The organism is Streptomyces sp. NBC_01669 (genome assembly GCF_026339735.1).
In the GTDB taxonomy this organism is placed as follows: domain Bacteria; phylum Actinomycetota; class Actinomycetes; order Streptomycetales; family Streptomycetaceae; genus Streptomyces; species Streptomyces yanii.
Genome location: NZ_JAPEQG010000001.1, coordinates 3757066 through 3777404 on the forward strand (window position 1 = coordinate 3757066; position 20339 = coordinate 3777404).

At 70.2% G+C, this 20339-nt stretch carries 20 protein-coding genes and 1 pseudogene; 13 read left to right on the forward strand and 8 right to left on the reverse strand.

What is annotated here, in order from left to right; genetic code table 11:
- Positions 1-120 precede the first annotated feature (120 nt).
- Positions 121-1287, forward strand: a complete 1167-nt coding sequence (locus OG972_RS16520) for an acyltransferase (protein WP_266982321.1) — start codon at positions 121-123, stop codon at positions 1285-1287.
- A 20-nt stretch (positions 1288-1307) separates the two neighbouring features.
- On the opposite strand, the gene leuE is transcribed toward OG972_RS16520, so the two are convergent.
- Together leuE and OG972_RS16530 are read right to left on the reverse strand one after the other, a co-directional pair.
- On the reverse strand, positions 1308-1985 hold the full coding sequence (gene leuE / locus OG972_RS16525) for a leucine efflux protein LeuE (RefSeq protein WP_266982323.1): 678 nt from the start codon (positions 1983-1985) through the stop codon (positions 1308-1310).
- 119 nt (positions 1986-2104) lie between these two features.
- Positions 2105-3685, reverse strand: a complete 1581-nt coding sequence (locus OG972_RS16530; RefSeq protein WP_266982325.1) for a methylmalonyl-CoA mutase — start codon at positions 3683-3685, stop codon at positions 2105-2107.
- 284 nt (positions 3686-3969) lie between these two features.
- Between OG972_RS16530 and OG972_RS16535 the strand changes: the two genes are divergently transcribed.
- The gene (locus OG972_RS16535) at positions 3970-4806 is read left to right on the forward strand and encodes a L,D-transpeptidase family protein (protein ID WP_266982327.1); all 837 of its coding nucleotides are present in this window, start codon (positions 3970-3972) and stop codon (positions 4804-4806) included.
- A gap of 187 nt (positions 4807-4993) precedes the next feature.
- On the opposite strand, the gene OG972_RS16540 is transcribed toward OG972_RS16535, so the two are convergent.
- The 5 genes from OG972_RS16540 to OG972_RS16560 form a co-directional block, all read right to left on the reverse strand.
- Complete coding sequence (locus tag OG972_RS16540) at positions 4994-6112, reverse strand: hypothetical protein (protein ID WP_266982329.1); 1119 nt, start codon at positions 6110-6112, stop codon at positions 4994-4996.
- The gene (locus OG972_RS16545) at positions 6091-6813 is read right to left on the reverse strand and encodes an RNA polymerase sigma factor (RefSeq protein WP_266982331.1); all 723 of its coding nucleotides are present in this window, start codon (positions 6811-6813) and stop codon (positions 6091-6093) included. The genes OG972_RS16540 and OG972_RS16545 overlap by 22 nt, the downstream gene beginning before the upstream one ends.
- Before the next feature lie 617 nt (positions 6814-7430).
- Positions 7431-8000, reverse strand: coding sequence for a hypothetical protein (locus OG972_RS16550; protein ID WP_266982333.1), 570 nt, complete (start codon positions 7998-8000; stop codon positions 7431-7433).
- Between the two features lie 169 nt (positions 8001-8169).
- Positions 8170-8856, reverse strand: a complete 687-nt coding sequence (locus OG972_RS16555) for a DUF4328 domain-containing protein (RefSeq protein ID WP_266982335.1) — start codon at positions 8854-8856, stop codon at positions 8170-8172.
- A 215-nt stretch (positions 8857-9071) separates the two neighbouring features.
- Complete coding sequence (locus OG972_RS16560) at positions 9072-10682, reverse strand: family 20 glycosylhydrolase (RefSeq protein WP_266982337.1); 1611 nt, start codon at positions 10680-10682, stop codon at positions 9072-9074.
- A gap of 429 nt (positions 10683-11111) precedes the next feature.
- Here OG972_RS16560 and OG972_RS16565 point away from each other — a divergent pair, with 429 nt between their 5' ends.
- From OG972_RS16565 to OG972_RS16590, 6 genes are all read left to right on the forward strand, one after another.
- Positions 11112-11528, forward strand: a complete 417-nt coding sequence (locus tag OG972_RS16565; RefSeq protein WP_266990534.1) for a 2-oxo-4-hydroxy-4-carboxy-5-ureidoimidazoline decarboxylase — start codon at positions 11112-11114, stop codon at positions 11526-11528.
- Between the two features lie 185 nt (positions 11529-11713).
- Complete coding sequence (sdhC, locus tag OG972_RS16570; RefSeq protein WP_266982339.1) at positions 11714-12094, forward strand: succinate dehydrogenase, cytochrome b556 subunit; 381 nt, start codon at positions 11714-11716, stop codon at positions 12092-12094.
- A gap of 5 nt (positions 12095-12099) precedes the next feature.
- Entirely contained in the window at positions 12100-12573 is a 474-nt protein-coding gene (locus OG972_RS16575) for a succinate dehydrogenase hydrophobic membrane anchor subunit (protein WP_266982341.1), read from the forward strand.
- A 29-nt stretch (positions 12574-12602) separates the two neighbouring features.
- The gene (sdhA, locus tag OG972_RS16580) at positions 12603-14357 is read left to right on the forward strand and encodes a succinate dehydrogenase flavoprotein subunit (protein WP_266982343.1); all 1755 of its coding nucleotides are present in this window, start codon (positions 12603-12605) and stop codon (positions 14355-14357) included.
- Entirely contained in the window at positions 14357-15115 is a 759-nt protein-coding gene (locus OG972_RS16585; protein ID WP_266982345.1) for a succinate dehydrogenase iron-sulfur subunit, read from the forward strand. The genes sdhA and OG972_RS16585 overlap by 1 nt, the downstream gene beginning before the upstream one ends.
- A 178-nt stretch (positions 15116-15293) precedes the next feature.
- Positions 15294-15869: a hypothetical protein gene (locus OG972_RS16590; protein WP_266982347.1), complete on the forward strand. Its 576-nt coding sequence runs from the start codon at positions 15294-15296 to the stop codon at positions 15867-15869.
- 390 nt (positions 15870-16259) lie between these two features.
- Here the strand turns inward: OG972_RS16590 and OG972_RS16595 are convergent, their stop codons facing one another.
- The gene (locus OG972_RS16595; protein ID WP_266982349.1) at positions 16260-16769 is read right to left on the reverse strand and encodes a MarR family winged helix-turn-helix transcriptional regulator; all 510 of its coding nucleotides are present in this window, start codon (positions 16767-16769) and stop codon (positions 16260-16262) included.
- 88 nt (positions 16770-16857) lie between these two features.
- On the opposite strand from OG972_RS16595, the gene OG972_RS16600 reads away from it, so the two are divergent.
- The 5 genes and pseudogenes from OG972_RS16600 to OG972_RS16620 all read left to right on the forward strand — a co-directional run.
- Complete coding sequence (locus OG972_RS16600) at positions 16858-18096, forward strand: MFS transporter (RefSeq protein ID WP_266982351.1); 1239 nt, start codon at positions 16858-16860, stop codon at positions 18094-18096.
- 67 nt (positions 18097-18163) lie between these two features.
- Complete coding sequence (locus tag OG972_RS16605; protein WP_266982353.1) at positions 18164-18598, forward strand: hypothetical protein; 435 nt, start codon at positions 18164-18166, stop codon at positions 18596-18598.
- A gap of 8 nt (positions 18599-18606) precedes the next feature.
- The gene (locus OG972_RS16610) at positions 18607-19086 is read left to right on the forward strand and encodes a thiol-disulfide oxidoreductase DCC family protein (protein ID WP_266982355.1); all 480 of its coding nucleotides are present in this window, start codon (positions 18607-18609) and stop codon (positions 19084-19086) included.
- Entirely contained in the window at positions 19080-19817 is a 738-nt protein-coding gene (locus OG972_RS16615) for a TetR/AcrR family transcriptional regulator (RefSeq protein WP_266982357.1), read from the forward strand. Before OG972_RS16610 ends, OG972_RS16615 begins: the two co-directional genes overlap by 7 nt.
- Positions 19818-20058: 241 nt before the next feature.
- A pseudogene (locus tag OG972_RS16620) lies at positions 20059-20289 on the forward strand (IS701 family transposase); the annotation flags it as partial.
- Positions 20290-20339: the final 50 nt, after the last annotated feature.

Below are 20339 nucleotides of genomic sequence, written 5' to 3' on the forward strand. Positions count from 1 at the left end.
AAACCTGAACGGCCGCGAGATGAACTCGCCCTGTCAGCACGGAAAACTGCTCCCTTCCCGCCCGTTCCGGGGCCATCGGCGCCCTAGCCTGACCCTTCGCCGCTGTTGGAAGGGACGTCAGTGACCATCACTCCGGAGATGCCGGGCAGGACGATCGAGCGGGTTTCCACCGCCCGCGCGCAGGTGGGGCCCCGGTCACCACAGGCGCGCCCCGCACCCCGGCTGCGGGCCCTCGACGGGCTGCGGCTCGTCGCCGCGCTGATGGTCGCGGCGTACCACTACGGGGGCCGGGGCGGTGAGATCACCACGGCGTGGGGAGTCTCCGCCGCTTCCCTGTTCCCGTCCGCCCACACGTGGTTCGCCTACGGCTGTCTCGGTGTGCAGATCTTCTTCGTCATCAGCGGCTTCGTGATCTGCATGAGTGGCTGGGGCCGTTCGCTCGCGTCGTTCTTCGCCTCGCGGGCGGCCAGGCTGCTGCCCGCGTACTGGGCGTCGGTCGTCCTCGTGACCCTGGTCTTCGCACTGCCGACGGTGGCGTACGAGGCGGTCTCGCCCAGCGACGCGCTGGTCAACCTGACGCTGCTGCAGCAGCCGCTGGGCGTGGACCGGGTGCTGGGCGTGTGCTGGACGCTGTGGGCGGAGATCCGGTTCTACGCCCTGTTCGCCGTGTGCGTCGTCCTGCCGGGGGCCAACCGGCGACGGATCGTCCTGTTCTGCGCCGCGTGGACCCTGGCAGCGGCGCTCGGCAAGGCATCCGGCGAGCCGCTGCTCGACGTGGTCCTGATGCCGGCGTACGCCCCGTTCTTCATAGGCGGCATCGGGCTCTACCTGGTCCACCGCAACCGGCGGGACGCCACGGCCTGGGGCATCGTCGGCGTCAGTTGGCTGCTCGGCCAGCACTCCGCGGTGGCCGATCTGTGGCATCCGGCGGGCCCGCACGCCTTCTCGTACCGCTCGTCACTGGTCATCATCGCGATCGTGACCGCCGGTTTCGCCGCGGTCGCCGCCATCGCGCTGGGCGCCCTGGCCCGCTTCGACCACCGGTGGCTGACCGTCGCGGGAGCGCTGACGTACCCCTTCTACCTGGTCCATGAGCATCTGGGCTGGGTGGCGGTGAACATGCTCCATCAGCGCCTCGGGATCCCCGCGTGGGCGACGGCGGTTCTCACGGTGGTCCTGATGCTGGCGCTGGCCTGGCTGCTGCACCGGTACGTGGAGCGGTGGCTCACACCACGGCTGCGCAGATCACTGACGGGCGGCGCGGGCCGCCCCACCCGACCACAGTGAACCGGCCGCCCGACAGGCTCTCACACGCTGCTGAGTGAGAGCTTCGCCGCGAACCCGAGGAACAGCACACCCGCCGCCGAAGTGGCCCCGGCCGACAGCCGCTTGCGGCGGCGGAACGCGGCGGACAGCCGGGTGCCGCCGAATATCAGCGCCGACAGGTAGAGGAAGCTCGCGATCTGCAGCAGCGTCCCCAGCAGCAGGAACGACAGCGCCGGATAGGCGTACCCGGGGTCGACGAACTGTACGAAGAAGGAGATCAGGAACAGGATCGCCTTCGGGTTGAAGAGGCTCACCACCAGCGCCCGCCGGTACGGCCGCTCCACCGCCCCGGCCGCCGTCCTCGTTTCGCCCGGTCCGGCGGCCTCGTCCGTCAGCTCGGCGATCTGCCGGTGCCGCTCGCGCCACAGGGACGCCGCGGCCCGCAGCATGCCGATCGCCAGCCAGGTCAGATAGCCCGCGCCCGCGTACTTGACGACGGCGAAGAGCACCGGCGTCGTCTGCAGCAGGGAGGCTGCGCCGAGCGCGGACAGCGTCATCAGCACGGTGTCACCGGTCCACACACCGGCGGCCGCCACATACCCGGTCCGCACACCGCGGCGGGCGGCGACGGAGAGCACGTACAACGAATTCGGCCCCGGCAGCAGAACAATCAACACAAGGCCGACAAGATAGGTCGGAAGATCAGTGACACCCAGCATGAACAGGAGTGTCGCACGGGGGTACGACACTCCGTCCAGGTGTCTCGGCGGACGGTACGGGGCTCAGCCTTCGCCGTCGAGCAGGCGGGAGAACATCCGCGACGCAGGCGGACCCCCGCTCAGAAGGCGTCCGTCGGCACGTACGTCCCCCACACCTCCCGCAGCGCGTTGCAGACTTCGCCGACCGTCGCCCGCGCCGCCAGCGCGTCCTTCATCGGGTAGAGGACGTTGTCCGTCCCCTCGGCCGCCTTCTTCAGCCGCCCCAGCGCCTCGTCGACGGCGTCCTGGTCCCGTTCGGCGCGGAGCTTCGTCAGCCGGGCCGCCTGCTGGGCCTCGATCGCCGGGTCGACGCGGAGCGGCTCGTACGGCTCCTCCTCGTCGAGCTGGAAGCGGTTGACGCCGACGACGACGCGTTCCCCGCTGTCCGTCTCCAGGGCGATGCGGTAGGCGCTGCGTTCGATCTCGTTCTTCTGGAAGCCCCGCTCGATGGCGTTGACCGCGCCGCCCATGTCCTCGACCTTGCCCATCAACTCCAGGGCAGCGGCTTCGACGTCGTCCGTCATCTTCTCGACGACGTACGAACCCGCGAACGGGTCGACCGTGGCGGTGACGTCCGTTTCGTACGCCAGGACCTGCTGGGTACGGAGCGCGAGGCGGGCGGACTTGTCGGTCGGCAGGGCGATCGCCTCGTCGAACGAGTTGGTGTGCAGCGACTGCGTGCCGCCGAGGACCGCGCCGAGCCCCTGGACCGCGACGCGCACCAGATTGACCTCGGGCTGCTGGGCGGTCAGCTGGACGCCCGCGGTCTGGGTGTGGAAGCGCAGCATCAGCGACTTGGGGCTCGATGCGCCGAACTCCTCCTTCATCACCCGGGCCCAGATCCGGCGGGCGGCGCGGAACTTGGCGACCTCTTCGAGGATCGTCGTACGGGCGACGAAGAAGAAGGAGAGACGCGGGGCGAAGTCGTCGACGTCCATGCCCGCCGCGACGGCGGTACGGACGTACTCGATGCCGTCCGCGAGGGTGAACGCGATCTCCTGCGCGGGCGAGGCTCCGGCCTCCGCCATGTGGTAGCCGGAGATCGAGATGGTGTTCCACTTCGGGATCTCGGCCTTGCAGTACTTGAAGATGTCGGCGATCAGCCGCAGCGAGGGCTTGGGCGGGAAGATGTACGTGCCGCGGGCGATGTACTCCTTCAGGACGTCGTTCTGGATGGTGCCGGTCAGCCTGTCCGCCGGGACGCCCTGCTCCTCGCCGACCAGCTGGTACATGAGGAGCAGCAGCGCGGCGGGCGCGTTGATCGTCATGGACGTGGAGACCTTGTCCAGCGGGATCCCGCCGAACAGCACCCGCATGTCGTCGATCGAGTCGATCGCCACCCCGACCTTGCCGACCTCGCCGGACGCGATCGGCGCATCGGAGTCGTGACCCATCTGGGTGGGCAGGTCGAAGGCGACGGAGAGACCCATCGTGCCGTTGGCGATCAGCTGCTTGTAGCGGGCGTTGGACTCGGAGGCCGTGCCGAAGCCGGCGTACTGCCGCATCGTCCACGGCCGGCCGGTGTACATCGTGGGGTACACGCCGCGCGTGAAGGGGTAGGCACCGGGCTCTCCCAGTTTGTCGTCGGCATTCCACCCGTCGAGTGCGTCCGGCCCGTACACCGGCTCGATGGGCAGTCCCGACTCCGACTCGCGCGTCATCTGCTGTGCCTCCCACTGAAGCTACTAACTGGTAACCAACGATCCTCGCGACGGACTGTAGCGGCGGCCGCGCGACCGGTGGAGGGGCACCGGCTGGGACCTTGCTCACAGGGTGCGTCCTACGGCCTTCGCCACCGCACTCACCATCATGCGCGGGCTTTGGCAACCGGGCAGAGCGGGAATCCGTCCCAAGAGAGAACGAAGGAATCAGGGGGCCGAGGATGATGCGGATACACAGAACCCGGCACGGCGGAGGAACGGCACACCGGGCAGGCGCCACGGCGGTGACCACCGTCGCCGTCCTGACGCTGGCCGCCACGACCGCGGGCTGCCAGGCGCATGCCTCCGGCGGTTCCGCGGCGAAGCCCTCGCCCCCGCCGAAGACCTCCGCCCCGGCGACCGATGACGCCAAGCCCGCCGCGACCCCCTCGCCGTCGGCTGCCGCGCCCTCGCCGTCGGTGTCCGCCGCACCGAAGCCCGCTCCGCAGGGCAGGACGCTGATGGCGACCGGCTCCGAGGGCAAGCAAGTACGGGAGCTGCAGGCCCGGCTCCGTCAGATCGGCCACTTCGACCGCAGCCCGACGGGCTACTACGGGACACTCACCGTCGCCGCCGTGCAGTCCTTCCAGGGCAAGCGCGGTCTGTCCCGCACGGGCCGAACGGACACCCTCACCTGGCAGAAGCTGGTCGCCATGACGCGGAAGCCGACGGCGGCCGAGCTGAACCCGCCGACCGCCCGGCCCGCCGCCAGGCCCGACAGGCGCTGCATGACCGGGCGGGTGCTCTGCATCAGCAAGAACAGCCGGACCCTGTCGTGGATGATCGACGGCCGGGTCGTCTCCTCGATGGATGTGCGGTTCGGCTCGCAGTACACGCCGACCCGCGAAGGCACCTTCTCCATCTACTGGAAGTCCCGGCATCACGTGTCGACGATCTACCACACGGCCATGCCGTACGCGATGTTCTTCAGCGGCGGTCAGGCGGTGCACTACTCGGCGGACTTCGCGGCCCGCGGCTACACCGGCGCTTCGCACGGCTGCGTGAACGTCCGGGACGAGGGGAAGATCGCCGCCCTCTTCGACCAGGTGCGCAACGGCGACAAGGTCGTCATCTACTGGTGAGCGGAGGCGGGGAAGGGGGCGCGGGCGGGACCGGGGGAACGTGTCCCGCCCGCGCCAGGTGCGCTGAGCCGAAGGTACGGGGGGAACCCCGGCTCTGTGCGCTGCCGATGACCAGTCGGCTCACTCTGTACTGCGTCGACGGGTCGAAAAGTGTCACACCCGGTGTCGGCGGAGCGGCCGGAACGGCTCAGCCGTTGGCCGGGACGGCCGGAGCCGTGGCCGTCGGGGAGGCGACACCGGTCGGGGACGCCGGGGCCGACGGGGCCGGGGTACCGGGTGCGAACCAGAGCGACTGGAGGGCGTTCGCACTGCCGTCGGCCCGGGGCGCCGCGTCTGCGTCGGCGCCGTTCTGCTCGTCGGCGTCGTTCCCCTGATCCTGGTCGCCCTCGTCACCGGCCTTGTCGAATATCTGCTGACAGAACCGGTCCAGGTTGGCGGCGCCGTCGGCCAACTTTTCGAGACGGCGTCTGCGGGCGCCGTCGAGCTTGCCGTCGCGGTAGTCGCGGCATGCCTTGAGGGTCCGTGCGAACCAGACACCCGACGTGTCGTCCTGGCCGCCGCCGGGCGTGCCCTTGCTGTCGGTCGCGTCCGGGGAACGGGGGCCGACGCTCCCGCCGTTCCGGGCGCCGCTCCCGTCCGGCGTTCCGGCCTTGCCGGACGTGCCGTCACGGTCGTCCTTGCCCTGGTGGGTTCCACCGGAAGAATCCGGGGACGTGTTCACGTCCGGCGATCCCGACGGCGGGGCGGTCGTCCTGCCGGACGCGTCCCCGGAGCCCAGTTCCTCCGGAAACGCGGACGCCGATACCGAGGAGGCCGGCAGCGGGTTGGCGTGTTTGCCGAACGGACCGGGAAGCACGCCCGCGCCTGCCGCGACCGCCACCCCACCGAGCGCGCAGCCGGCGAGGGAGGCGGCAAGACCGAAACGGACGGGACGGCTCCAGCGCGGCGCACGCGTGCGGCCGCCCTGGGAGGCCGCAGGACCGATGCGTACCGGTCCCAGCGTCTTTGGCCCGCTGTCCTTCGTGGCGTGTCCCGCCGACCGGACGTCCGCCGGCGCCATCGCCCGTGTCCCTGCGCGCCGGGCCGTCCGGAACGCAGCCAGCGCGGCGGCCTCGCCCGGCAGTTCACCGGCGGCCGGGCGGGCACTGCGGGCAGCCGCGCCCAGCGCGGCCGCGAGCCGTTCGGCGTCGGCGCGCGCATGACCCTCGCCGGGATCGACCGGTTCGCCGCGGAGCAGTCGCTCCGCCGCGTCCCTGTCAAGCCATGCGTCCTGCTCGTCGGCCATCACATGTCCCTCTGCGTCCACGGACGCGAATCCGTCACACCGGCGGACGTTGCCAGACCGGTCCGGGAAAGGCGCTGCGCGGGTACGGCGCCGAGTTCCGCCGCATGACCTGCCGCGCTCCCGTGCGGCGGAAATCCCCGCGACGCGTCCTCTTCGCCACCGTCGTCGTCGCTGTCCGCGCGGAGCAGCTCCGCCAGCCGTTTCAGTCCGCGGTGTGCGGCGGTGCGTACCGCTCCCGGCCGCTTGCCCAGCGTCTGCGCCGCGCTCTTGGCATCCAGGCCGACCACCACGCGCAGCACGACGGCCTCGGCCTGATCCTGCGGCAGTTGGGCGATGAGGGACATGGTACGGCCGGTGGCCAGGGCCTCGATCGCCTCGTCGGCGGTGTCGGACTCGGCCGGTTTCTCCGACAGTTCGGTCTCGTCGCCGCCGATCGCGGGGCGCCTGCCGCGCATTCGCACATGGTCGAGAGCCCGGTTGCGGGCAATCCGCGCCGCCCAGCCGCGGAACCGGTCGGCGTCTCCGCTGAACCGGTCGAGGTCGCGCGCTATCTGCAGCCAGGACTCGGACGCCACGTCCTCGGCGTCCGGCTCCCCCACCAGCGTTCGTATGTAGCCCAGCAGCCGCGGCTGCACAGCGCGGTACACAGAACGGAAGGCGTCCTCGTCCCCGTCCTGTGCCGCGAGCACCGCGGCGGTCAGCTCCGCGTCGTCCCCCAGCACTCCCTCAACCCGCCCTGCTGTCCTGAATCGCGGCTGGTCACCACTACCGCGCCACCCTGCGCGACTCAGCACGCTACGTCCTGCGCAGGGGCCGCGTCCATGACTTGTACAACCCGCAACGTTCCCGGACACAGTGAGGTGTGACAGAAAACGCACTCACGGCGCTGAGAGGAGTACGGGGTCGTCCTGCGGCCCCGCGGAAGACGACCGGGGCCTCTCCTGTGGGGGGTGGCGGCCCCGGTCGTCCTCGTTCTTCCGGGGAATCCCCCGGGGCCGCCTGGTGTGCGCCGCCCGCTCGGTGTCCGAAGAGCGCCCGGCAGCCGGGGACTTCGTCCGGCCGGTGAGGGGCGGCTCCTCCGCCGGTACGCCGGGCCGCCGGTGTCCTTCGCCCGGGCTTCCGGGTGACTGCACCATTCCCCTCCGGGGTGGGGCGCACGGGTGGAGGCCTCGCGAATCCGAGTCGCCGCACACAGTCCAGGCAGTCGTGAACCGTCGCGCACCGGACGGGCCTGCCGTTCCTCGATCGCCGGGCGGGCTCGCGATCAGGCCCGTCCGGCGATCGAGTTCAACTTCAACGCCCCGCGACGGAGGACAGATCGGTCACCGGACGGACCCGGTCACTCCCCGCCCGGTCCGCGTCCCCGCGCCCTGCGCGCCGTCGCCGCGCGCAGTACTCGTTGCCCCTCCGTCGACACGTCCCGCACCTGGCGCAGGCCCGCAGCCCCCGTACCGGAATCCGCAAGCATCTCCAGGATGCGGATCTGGCGGCGTACTTCCCCGGCCACCAGCGGTCCCGCTCCCTCCGGATCGCCCTCGCGGCAGCGCCTCAGCAGGTCCACCCCGGCACCGGGCGTCGCGTCCTGTCCGAGGTGGATCTCCAGGGCCAGCAGCGAGCACGCGTCCGCCCACTCCCGGAGCCCCGGAGCCACCCGGTCCGCGGGCGCGTGCGCGAGCAGCTGCCGTATCTGCGTCTGCGTCTCCGCCTCCTTCGCACCGTCCAGCGCCTGGCGCGCCTCCGCCAGGCGGTCCGGCCACGCCTCACCGTCCGCGCAACCGGCCCAGAGCGGACGCAGCGGATCCGGGTCGGCGCCCTCCGCCGGCTGAGGCAGGCACCGGTCGAGGCAGGCGATCCCGCTCGCGACCAGCCCCCGCTCGTCGGCGGCAGCGATCAGTTCCAGCAGGCTCATCGGCTTCTCCCCGTCGGCCTGTCCCCGTACGGGTCCGCACGGGGACGCGGCGCTTCCCGCTGCCGCATACCGCTTTCAGCGCCGAATGGCTCAAAATCGTCACTGCTGGAGTCTGAAATCGCACCCGTCAGCGGGTCCGTCCCTCGTCGAGTCCTCGACGGGTTCGTCCTCAGCTGAGCGGATACACGCCCAGCGCCGCCCTCTCCCCCTGCATACGGGTCAGCTTGCGCACGAAGAGGATCGCGAGCACCGCGGCCACGATGGAGAAGGCATCCGCTGCCAGCATCCGGCCGGCCGCGTCCATGATCTCCTGCACCTCCTCGGCCTTCATGTACTGCTGGGAGGCGTACCGGGAGAAGATCGACGAGCAGACCCACGCCCCCCACCACAGATTGACCGGGGCCGCGGAGACCGTCCGCCAGCTGCCGTCGGTGTTGGTCTGGGCGCTCGCGGTCCAGATGCCCCCCGCGATCCGACGCGGCAGAACCAGGTTGGCGAACGGGACGAACCAGGCGCCGACCGCCCACCCGGGCTTCATCTGCTGCATGCTCGCATCGAACACCTCGGCGTTCAGCCGCACCCGGCGGAACCAGAGGATGAAGACGACGCCGGTGGCCAGCAGCACCAGGAGCTGGAGGACCCCGGAGGCCGCGTACAGGTTGTCGGCGCGATCCGCCTCGGCGTCGTCGATCGTCGCGAGGCCGTTGCCGATCAGGCTGCGGATGTTCAGCCCCGCAAGCACGGCGAGCAGGTCGGACACGGCGGCGACCACGAGCAGGATGACGACGGCCTTCGCAAGCCCGTCGGGTGAGCGCAGCTGCTGCTGCGGCGACACGAAGGGCGGGGCCGCAGGCATCGGCGCCGATGCCCCGTCCGGCCCGGCGCACAGGATGCAGCGCCCGTCCGCGGTGACCGGCGGTCTGACTCGGCAGGTTGAGCACAGCATGAAGTGGCCCCCAGGGTTCTGGAACTCTCCGCACGAACGCGCGACTCCCTCCCCGGAGCGCGCGGCAAGCGGAATGTAGCCCCGGCCCACCGGGCTGTCCATCGAGATCCGGTGCGGCCGCCCGCTCAGCCCGTCTTGTCGATCGTCGCGGCCAGCGCCTGGAACTGACCCCAGCTCAGCGTCGGCCTCCTCGGGTCCCACAGCTTCTGGGCCGTGGCCCGCAGCGGCATCCGGATCCCTGCCGCCACCTGCGCCGGGGTCTGCGCCTGCGGCAGGTCGCCCCAGACCGCGAACCGGCCGCCCAGGATCTGCTTCGAGTAGCGGGCCGGTACCGGCTGCGTGCCGCGCAGGACGAGCGGGGTCCACTGTTCGTAGATCCGCTTCCCGGTCGGGTAGACGAACGCGTTGGGCTGGCCGAGCACGTAGTAGAGGAACTCGTCGTTGAGGTTCACCAGGCGCCGGCCCTCGCTCAGATACTCCTCCGGCGGCCGGGCGCCGTACTCCTTGCCCGTCCAGTACTCGACCTCGATGTTCTTGTCGGCCTGGACGACTCCGCCGCGGAAGAAGCCGTCGTTCCAGGCCTTCGGCTGCTGCCCGTGCGGGCGCACCACCGCCGCGCGGTCGTTGAGCCAGCCGGTGGCGAGGTCCTTGATCCCGGCCGCCGGTCCGTACTTCTGCTGGGCGGCGCGCTGGAGCTGCGGGTACGAGGCGGCCGGGTCCTTGACCGTCAGCGCGCGGTACTCGTCCCCGCCCAGGTGCCAGTACGCACCGCCGAAGAGCTCGGCGAACTCACCGATCAGCTGGTCGATGAGTTTCGCCGCGCCCGGGTTGGAGATGTCGATCGATCCGATCGAGCGCACGCCCGCCGTGTTGCGCAGCTGGAGCTCCGGGTGGGCGCGCAGGACGGCGCCCAGATGGCCCGGGGAGTCGATCTCGGGGACCACGTCGATGTGCAGCCGGCCCGCGAGGGCGAGGATCTGACGGACCTCCGCCTTGGTGAGGTGCTGGGGCGACACCACCTCGGGGTGGGTGTCGGACTGGATCCGGAACGCCTGGTCGTCGGAGAAGTGCAGGCCGAGCTGGTTGAGCTTGAGGTCGGCCATGTCGCGCAGCCGGTCCTCGATCCAGCCGACGGTGTAGTACTTGCGCGCGATGTCGAGGTTGAGTCCGCGCTGCGGCCGGTCGGGGCGGTCGCGCACCTCGCCCTCGGGCATCGTGCCGTCGGCGCGCAGCGACTGCTTCAGGGTGCGGGTTCCGTAGAAGACACCCGCCTGGTCGGGGCCGGTGATGACGACCCGCCGGTCCTGGGTCTTCAGGGTGTACGACTCGGGGGCCCCGTCACCCGGGGCGCCGAGGGCCAGCTCGACATCGCCCGCACGGGCCGGGACGGCGCCCCGGTAACGGATCTTCAGCTCCTTGGCGAGCAGCTGCGCCTCGTCCGCGAGCGGTCCGCTGCCGTTGGCGATCACGACGGTGCTGGTCGGGCCCGGCCGCCAGCCGGGGCCGCGTGCGGCGATGTGCTCGCGCACGGCGGGGATGGTCCGGGGCGCCGTGGAGAGCGGGTAACTGCGGGTCGGCGAGGGGGTGAGGGAGGCGTGCGACGGGGCGCTGGCCACGGACGTCTCCCCCGGGCGCCCGGTGTCCGCACCCTCCGGCCAGACGACGACGGTGATCGTCACGGCGGCTGCCGCGACCAGGGCCGCACCGGCCGCGAGGGCTCCGCGTGAGGGCGACATCAGTCAGAAACCTCCGGTTCTGGCGGGTAAAAAAGAAGAAGTAAGGAGATAGCCGGGCATTCTCCTCGAAGAATCGTCCACCAGACGTGCCGAAACTCTCCCTTCCGGGTGAAATTCGTGCATCCGTCGCACGGCCGTTGCCTGGCCCCGATACCGTTGGGCACATTCGTCTCTCCCTTCACCCTGCATCTCCCTGGTTTCCGGTCCCCCTCACTCCACCAGGCTCACAGAGATGCCGATGTTTCGAGGAGTTCCACGCTGTCCAGGCCCAGCGAGTCCCACGCCGGCCTCCCGGAACCACCGCAGCGGCAGGTCGGCCCGCCCGCGCTCCCCGCCCAGAACTGCGGCCCGGCCCCGGCATGCGTCAGTGCCCGCCCCTTCGGCCTCGACCGGTTCAACACCGCACCCACCGCCGACGCCGAAGCCGCCCTGCTCGGCTGCTGCGGCAGTCCCCGCTGGGCGCTGCGGCTGGCCGCTCACCGCCCGTACCCCGATCTGGACGCCCTCCTCGCCGCCGCGGACGAGGCGGGGTACGACATGGCGCCCGCGGATCTCGCCGAGGCGCTCGCCGCCGAGGTCTCCCCGGGACTGCACCACGCCGCACCGCACTCCGCGCATCTCGCGCTGAGCGCCGCGCACGCCGCGTACGAGAGCCGCTTCGGCCATGTCTTCGTGATCTGCCTCGACGCCTTCCGCCCCGCCGAGCACCCGGACCAGGTGCTGGCCGGCATCCGGGCCAGGCTGGGCCACGACCCCGACGAGGAGCGGGTGGTCACGGCGGACGAGATGCGCCGGCTCGCCCGGGGCCGCATCATCGAGCTGGTGACGGGCGCCGGGCCGGCATGATCCGAACGAAAGGGCCTAGCCCGTCCGTGCCTGTTTCATTGCCACTTTGATCACACCAGAGGCCCCGGCGCGAGCGAACCGACAAACCGTCGCTACGATGGCCGGGGCCGGTGGACCGTACCCGGCCGGGTCAGACCGACAGTCAAGCCGGCCGACCCCAATCCCCGCTCCCGGAGGGTTCTTCCGTGCCGGCTGGAACGCTGTACCGCGGCCGGGAAGGCATGTGGTCGTGGGTGGCTCATCGAGTCACCGGTGTCCTCATTTTCTTCTTCCTGTTCGTACACGTCCTGGACACCGCTCTCGTCCGCGTCTCCCCCGAGGCCTACGACAACGTCGTGGCCACGTACAAGACCTGGCCTGTCGCGCTCCTCGAATACGGCCTGGTGGCCGCCATTCTCTTCCACGCGCTGAACGGTCTCCGTATCGTCGCCGTGGACTTCTGGGCCAAGGGCCCGCGCTACCAGAAGCAGATGCTCTGGTCCGCCGTGGGCATCTGGATCGTGCTGATGGTCGGGGCCCTGTACCCCGTCCTCGGTCACGCCGTACGCGCAGTCTTCGGGAGCTGAGGCCAATGTCCACCGAGTCCTCCGCGATCGGCGCCGTCGAAGGCGTCAGCCTCTACGACGTCGAGCACCCGGCCCCGGTCATCGAGCCCCCGCGCAAGCGGACGGGCAAGACCCCCAAGGGTTCGCGCACCAACTTCGAGATGTACGCCTGGCTCTTCATGCGCCTGTCGGGCATCGTGCTCGTCGTCCTGGTCATCGGCCACCTGCTGATCCAGCTCGTGCTGGACGGCGGTGTCTCCAAGATCGGCTTCGCCTTCGTGGCGGGCCGCTGGGCCTCGCCGTTCTGGCAGGTCTGGGACCTGGCGATGCTGTGGCTGGCCATGCTGCACGGCGCCAACGGCCTCCGTACGGTCATCAACGACTACGCCGAACGGGACAACTCCCGCTTCTGGCTGAAGATGCTGCTGTACACCGCCACGGTGTTCACCGTCCTGCTGGGCACGCTGGTGATCTTCACCTTCGACCCGAACATCCGCTAGGCGCCGGGCCAGAGGGACCAGAGGAAATCATGCAGATCCACAAGTACGACACCGTCATCGTCGGCGCAGGCGGCGCCGGCATGCGCGCGGCCATCGAGTCGACGAAGCGCAGCCGTACCGCCGTGCTCACGAAGCTGTACCCGACCCGCTCCCACACGGGCGCCGCGCAGGGCGGCATGGCCGCCGCGCTCGCCAACGTGGAGGAGGACAACTGGGAGTGGCACACCTTCGACACGATCAAGGGCGGCGACTACCTGGTCGACCAGGACGCCGCCGAGATCCTGGCGAAGGAGGCCATCGACTCCGTTCTCGACCTGGAGAAGATGGGCCTGCCGTTCAACCGCACGCCCGAGGGCAAGATCGACCAGCGTCGCTTCGGCGGCCACAGCCGTAACCACGGCGAGGCCCCGGTCCGCCGGTCCTGCTACGCCTCGGACCGCACCGGCCACATGATCCTCCAGACGCTGTACCAGAACTGCGTCAAGGAGGGTGTGGAGTTCTTCAACGAGTTCTACGTCCTGGACCTGCTGCTGCAGGAGGTTGACGGGGTCAAGAAGTCCGCGGGCGTCGTCGCGTACGAGCTGGCGACCGGCGAGATCCACGTCTTCCAGGCGAAGGCGATCATCTTCGCCTCCGGCGGCACCGGCAAGTTCTTCAAGGTGACGTCGAACGCCCACACCCTGACCGGTGACGGCCAGGCCGCCGCGTACCGCCGCGGGCTGCCGCTGGAGGACATGGAGTTCTTCCAGTTCCACCCGACGGGCATCTGGCGCATGGGCATCCTGCTGACGGAGGGCGCCCGTGGTGAGGGCGGCATCCTCCGCAACAAGGACGGCGAGCGCTTCATGGAGAAGTACGCGCCCGTCATGAAGGACCTCGCGTCCCGTGACGTCGTGTCCCGCTCCATCTACACGGAGATCCGTGAGGGCCGCGGCTGCGGTCCCGAGGGCGACCACGTCTACCTCGACCTCACGCACCTGCCGCCGGAGCAGCTGGACGCGAAGCTCCCGGACATCACCGAGTTCGCGCGTACGTACCTCGGCATCGAGCCCTACACGGACCCGATCCCGATCCAGCCGACCGCGCACTACGCCATGGGCGGCATCCCGACCAACGTCGAGGGCGAGGTGCTGGCCGACAACACCACCGTCGTCCCGGGCCTGTACGCCGCCGGCGAGGTCGCGTGTGTCTCCGTGCACGGCGCCAACCGTCTGGGCACCAACTCGCTGCTCGACATCAACGTCTTCGGACGCCGGTCGGGCATCGCCGCCGCCGAGTACTCGGCGAAGAACGACTACGTCGAGCTTCCCGAGAACCCGGCACAGCTGGTCATCGACCAGGTCGAGCGGCTGCGCAACTCGACGGGCACCGAGCGTGTCGCGACGCTCCGTCTGGAGCTGCAGGAGTGCATGGACGCCAATGTGATGGTGTTCCGTACCGAGCAGACCATCAAGACGGCCGTCGACAAGATCGCCGAGCTGCGCAAGCGCTACCTGAACGTGTCCATTCAGGACAAGGGCAAGCGGTTCAACACGGACCTCCTGGAGGCCATCGAGCTGGGCAACCTGCTCGACCTGGCCGAGGTCATGGCGACCTCCGCGCTGGCCCGTAAGGAGTCCCGCGGCGGTCACTACCGCGAGGACTACCCGAACCGCGACGACGTCAACTTCATGCGCCACACCATGGCGTACCGCGAGGTCGCCGACGACGGCACCGAGTCGATCCGGCTCGACTACAAGCCGGTCGTCCAGACCCGCTACCAGCCGATGGAGCGTAAGTACTGATGGCTACCCCGACTCTGGACAAGGTGGAGGCGGAGTCCGCCGCCTCCCCGTACATCACGGTCACTTTCCGGATCCGCCGCTTCAACCCCGAGGTCTCCGACGAGGCCCAGTGGCAGGACTTCCAGATCGAGATCGATCCGAAGGAGCGTGTCCTCGACGCCCTTCACAAGATCAAGTGGGAGACCGACGGCACGCTGACGTTCCGCCGTTCCTGCGCCCACGGCATCTGCGGCTCCGACGCGATGCGGATCAACGGCAAGAACAGGCTCGCCTGCAAGACGCTGATCAAGGACATCAACCCGGAGAAGCCGATCACGGTCGAGGCCATAAAGGGCCTCACGGTCCTCAAGGACCTCGTGGTCGACATGGACCCGTTCTTCCAGGCATACCGCGACGTCATGCCGTTCCTCATCACCAAGGGGAATGAGCCGACGCGTGAGCGTCTGCAGTCCGCCGAGGACCGCGAGCGGTTCGACGACACCACCAAGTGCATCCTGTGCGCCGCGTGCACCTCGTCGTGCCCGGTGTTCTGGAACGACGGCCAGTACTTCGGCCCGGCGGCGATCGTCAACGCGCACCGCTTCATCTTCGACTCGCGTGACGAGGGCGGCGAGCAGCGCCTGGAGATCCTCAACGACCGTGACGGTGTGTGGCGTTGCCGCACCACCTTCAACTGCACGGACGCGTGCCCGCGTGGCATCGAGGTCACCAAGGCGATCCAGGAAGTGAAGCGCGCGCTGATCACGCGTCGCTTCTGACCCTTCCGGTACGCCAGTTGCACAGGAGGCCCCGTTTTCCGTAGCAATGCTGCGGGAGGCGGGGCCTCCTGCTGCGCTGCGCAGATCTGTTCGGTACGGTCGTGCGGAGCCGGAGTCCGGTTCACCGCCCGGGGCAGCAAGGCGCGGGGCGCACAGGCTTGATCGAGAGCGGGGAACGTTGAGCGATCCGAATCCGTACGCGGACGACTCATACAAGTGGGGACCGCCCCAGCAGCCGGGCAATCCGCCCACCGTCGCGGATGGTCAGGGATACGGCTACCCGCAGCAGATGCCCGACGCCGCGGCCCAGCCGGGCCCGGCCTACGGCTATCCGGCCGTGAATCCGCCGGCTCAGCCGACCCTGCCCGGTTACGGGTTCCCGCCGCAGCAGGGCCCGGGGCCCGGCGGCGGGGCGCCGATGCTGTCGCTCGGGGACATCACCGTCATGAACGATTCGATCGTGACGCCGTCCGGCACGCTGCCGCTCAAGGGCGCGGTGTGGACGGCCACCGACATGTCGCGCACCGAGGAGAAGATCCCGACGGTCGCGATCGTGCTGGCGATCATCTTCGCCCTGCTCTGCCTGATCGGTCTGCTCTTCCTCTTGATGAAGGAGAAGAAGACAACCGGGTTCATCCAGGTCTCGGTGACCAGCGGCGGCCGCCATCACTCGACGATGATCCAGGCGACCGGCCCGGAGACGTTCCAGATGGTGATGGCCCAGGTCAACACCGCGCGCTCCATGAGCATCTGACGCACCTAAGAGCCGAACGGGCGGACGGGGGCGGTGCCGGGGCGCTGGCAACGCCCTTCCCCGCGGGGCAGTGCGCTTCTGACCCTCACGCCACGGGCGGCCGAAGAGGGCGGGTCACGGATCGATGTGGCGCTGACGGTGCGCGGCCGCGGGCCGCTGCGGCCGCTCGCCGCGATCGCGCTGCCGTTCGTGTCGGCGCCGCTGCCGCGCGGGTTCGTGTCATCGGTGGAGCAGGCGGCCGCCCGGTGGGACGAGGCGGTCGCCTGTCTGCACGGTCGGAGCCGGGACGAACTCCGGGCGACACTGGCCGAGTACGCGGTCAGGGGGTCAAAAACGAAGCGGCGCAGGCCTGTTCTCTCCTCAGTCTCCGGACGGCCCCGGTGGCTCCTCTTAGTCCCAGTCGGCTCCGCCGCGGTCTTCCGCGACGACCATGATGCGGCGCAGCATGTCGTTGAGCAGGACCCGTTCGTCCTTGTCGAGTACGCCGAGGAGCCGGTCCTCCTCGTGGCCGAGGAAGTCCATCGCGCCGAGCCAGGTCGAGCGGCCCTCCTCGGTGAGTTCCACGTCGACCCGTCGCCGGTCCGTGGTGGAGGGCGTACGGCAAATGAAGCCGCGTCGTTCGAGCGCGTCCAGCCTGCCGGTGACAGAGGCGGGGGCGAGGTCGAGGTCGGCGGCGAGTTCGGAGGGGGCCGCCTTCCCGCCGCGTCCGGCGAGCTTGTGGAGCGTCTCGAACTCCTGGCGGTCCAGATCGAAGTCGACCAGGGACTGTTCACGCACCCGCCGCAGGTGGACGGAGAGCCTCTTCATGCGCATCACCGCGCCCTCGACATCGGGATCGAGGTCGGGAAGCACGGGCTTCCACCGCTCGACATGTCCGTCGGTCCAGTCGCGTGGCTCCATGAGGAAAGGGTACGCCCGGCGCGCATATGTGCTTCGGCGTCAGATATTTCGTTGACGAATAATTCGGTATCGAAATAGATTGCCACGCATGCCGCATCCCTTGCGCACGCGCGCCTTCCGCCTGCTCTTCATCGGACGCACCCTCTCCCTCCTCGGCGACGCCGTCATCCCCGCCGCCCTTTCCGTCGCCGTCTACCTGGCCACCGGCTCGACCGCCGCCCTCGCCCTGGTGCTGGCGTGCGCGATGGTGCCCAAACTGCTCCTGCTGCCGCTCGGCGGCATCGTGGGCGACCGCTTCAACGCCCGCACGGTGGCGCTCACCACCGATCTCGTACGGTGCGCCACCCAGCTCTTCGTCGGCGTGGAGCTGCTCGGCGGCGAACCGCGGCTCTGGCAGATCGCGGTCGCCGAGGTGATCGGCGGCGCGGCCGGCGCCTTCGCCATGCCGACCATGTCGCCGCTGATCCGCGGCACGGTGGAGGCCGCGGGCCTGCTGCGCGCCAACTCCCTGATGGCGGTCGCCACCAGCGCGACCCGGCTCGGCGGCCCGGCCGTCGCCGGAACGCTGATCCTCACCGCAGGCCCCGGCTGGGCGTTCGTGCTGGACGGTGCGAGCTTCGCGGCGAGCGCCGCACTCCTGTCCGCCATCAAGGTCCGGCACGTGCCGATACCGCGCCGCTCGATGCTCGCCGACCTCAAGGAGGGCTGGGGCGAGGTCCGCGGCCGCGACTGGTACTGGACGAGCCTGATCGCCCACTCCGTGTGGAACGGTGCGGCGGCTGTCCTGATGACCCTGGGGCCGGCACTCGCCATCGAGGACATGGGCGGCAAGAGCACCTGGATCGCCCTGCTCCAGACCGGCGCGGTCGGCCTCCTCCTCGGCTCGCTGCTGGCCGGGCGCGCCCGCCCGCGCCGCCCGGTCCTGGCCGCCAACCTGGGCCTCGCCACGTACGCACTCCCCCTCGGCCTCCTCGCGGCCGGCGCCCCCGCCCCGCTGACCATCGCCGGGTACGGCATCGCGCTGGCGGGACTCGGCTTCCTCGGCCCGGTCTGGAACACCTCGGTCCAGTCCGCGGTACCCGCCCACGCGCTGGCCCGCGTGACGTCGTACGACTGGCTGCTCTCCCTCGGCGCGATGCCCCTGGGCTACGCCCTGGCCCCGGTCGCCGCCGCGGCCTGGGGTCCCGAAGTCCCGCTCGCCGTCGCCGCCGTGACGGTCGGTGCGGCCTGCCTGGCGACGGCGGCGGTACCGGGCGTACGACGGTTCAGGGCGCCTGCGCCCCAGGCCGGGACAGCCGGGGACAAGCGCCCCGGAGTACCCGCTTGAACATGTTCAAATACAGGTCTAGAGTCCATGACAACGACTTTTGAACGCGTTCAAGGGAGGGTGGGGCATGGACCTCACTGTTGTGGCGTACGTCGTCTACCTGCTGATCAGCGTGGGGCTCACCGTGTGGGTCGCCCGCACGCTGAGCAGTAACGGAAAGGTCTTCCTCGCCGACGTCCTGCACGGGAACGAGAAGCTCGCCGATGCCGTCAACCACCTGCTGGTGGTCGGCTTCTACCTGGTCAACCTGGGGTTCGTCGCCCTCTACCTGAAGAGCGCCGACGGGGTCGCCGACGCCCGTGGACTCTTCGAGGCGCTCTCCGTGAAGGTCGGCGTCGTCCTGCTCGTCCTCGGAGTGATGCACCTCGGGAACGTCTACGTACTCAATAAGATCCGCCGCCGCGGGCTGATGGAGCGTGAGCAGACCCCGCCGGTACCGCCGCAGGGCTGGACGGGCCCCGCCGGCCAGGGCCCGTGGGCCGCACCCGCCACAGGTCGGTGACCGGGCCGGTGGCGGTCACGGCCGACCGGGGGCGGACGCCCGTCGAGAGGCTCACCGTGCTCTACGACGCGCGGTGCCCGCTCTGCATCCACCTGCGCCACTGGCTGATGAAGCAGCGTCAGCTCGTCCCGCTCGATCTCGTCCCGGCGGCCTCCGAGGAGGCACGGCGCCTCTTCCCCGGGCTCGACCACTCCGGGACGCTCTCCGAGATCACCGTGATCGGCGACCGGGGGCAGATCTACCGGGGGACCTCCGCCTGGATCGTCTGCCTCTGGGCCCTGGCCGAACACCGGCCCAGGGCGCACTGGCTGGCCACCCCCGCAGGGCTGCCGTTCGCCCGGGCGTCCGTGCTCGCCGCCGCGAAGTACCGGTCGCTGACGGCGGCGCCCTGCGGCCCCGGGGACGGAGCGTGCCAGGTCCCCGGCACGGAGGACCAGGTCCCCGGCACGGAGGGCCAGGGCGGACGGCTACCCTCGGGGCTGTGGTGAAGGAAGCGAAGGACGCGAAGGAAGCCAAGGCTCCCAAGAGCGAGCAGACCCGCACACTCATTCTCGAAACGGCGCTCCGGCTCTTCGAGGAACGCGGCTACGACAAGACGACGATGCGGGCCATCGCGCAGGAGGCCGGGGTCTCCGTCGGCAACGCCTACTACTACTTCACGGGGAAGGACGCTCTCGTCCAGAGCTTCTACGACCGGCTCGCCGCAGAGCACGAGGCGGCGGTGAAGCCGGTCCTTGAAGGCGACAAGGACCTGGCCGTGCGCATCCGCGGGGTACTGCTCAGCTGGCTCGACGTGGCCGAGCCGTACCACCGCTTCGCCGCCCAGTTCTTCAAGAACGCCGCCGATCCGGAAAGCCCGCTCTCCCCGTTCTCCGAGGAGTCGGTCGCGGCCCGGGAGGCGGCGATCTCCATTCATGAACGGTGCCTGCGCGGCTCCAGCACCAGGACCGACCCCGACATGACCGACGTACTGCCGCAGTTGATGTGGCTGATACAGATGGGTCTGGTGCTGTTCTGGGTGTACGACCGGACGGAGGGCGCCGAGCGCAGCCGCCGCCTCGTCGAGCGCACCGCACCGATCGGTGCTCGGGCGATCGCGCTCTCCCGGTTCCGGGTGCTGCGACCGCTCGTACGGCAGATCCACGACGTGCTGGCGGACTTCCTGCCCGGGTCGGTGAAACAGCCGACCACCGAGCAGCCGGGCCGGGAGAAGGCGTAGGAGGAACTCGCCAGATGGGAGCAGGGCGCCCATTTCGGGAGCTCCTCCAACGACCTGATCCACTCTCTATCGTGCACCAGGTCGTAAAGGGCCGGGGCCGACCGTCCACTCCAGCAAGTGCTGGGCGAGCAGGGCCAGTTGCTCCGCTGCGAGCTTGGCGCGCCGCGACTTGGTGTCAGACATCCAGCCCCGAGCGTCACCGGGTGCGCCCGCCCGTGGGCGCCACGGTGGCGCCCACGGCTACGGCTTCAGCACAAGCCGGCGCTCGGAGCCGGAGCAGGCAGACGTCTTCCACGTCATGGCCACCGCCCGGCACGACACCGTCGTCACCCGCTGGGCCATCGGCCACCGCGAGGACCGCCGGCACCGGGTCATCGCCCGTCGCGGCGTGAGCCGCCCTCAGGGGATCTCCTACTGCAACGCCTACTGCCCGGCCGGCACCACGCTGGACGAACTCATCCGCATCGGTGGTCAAGAGCCCTGGTAGCTCCTTCCCCGGGCTCTCAACTCCGTTCGAGCAGG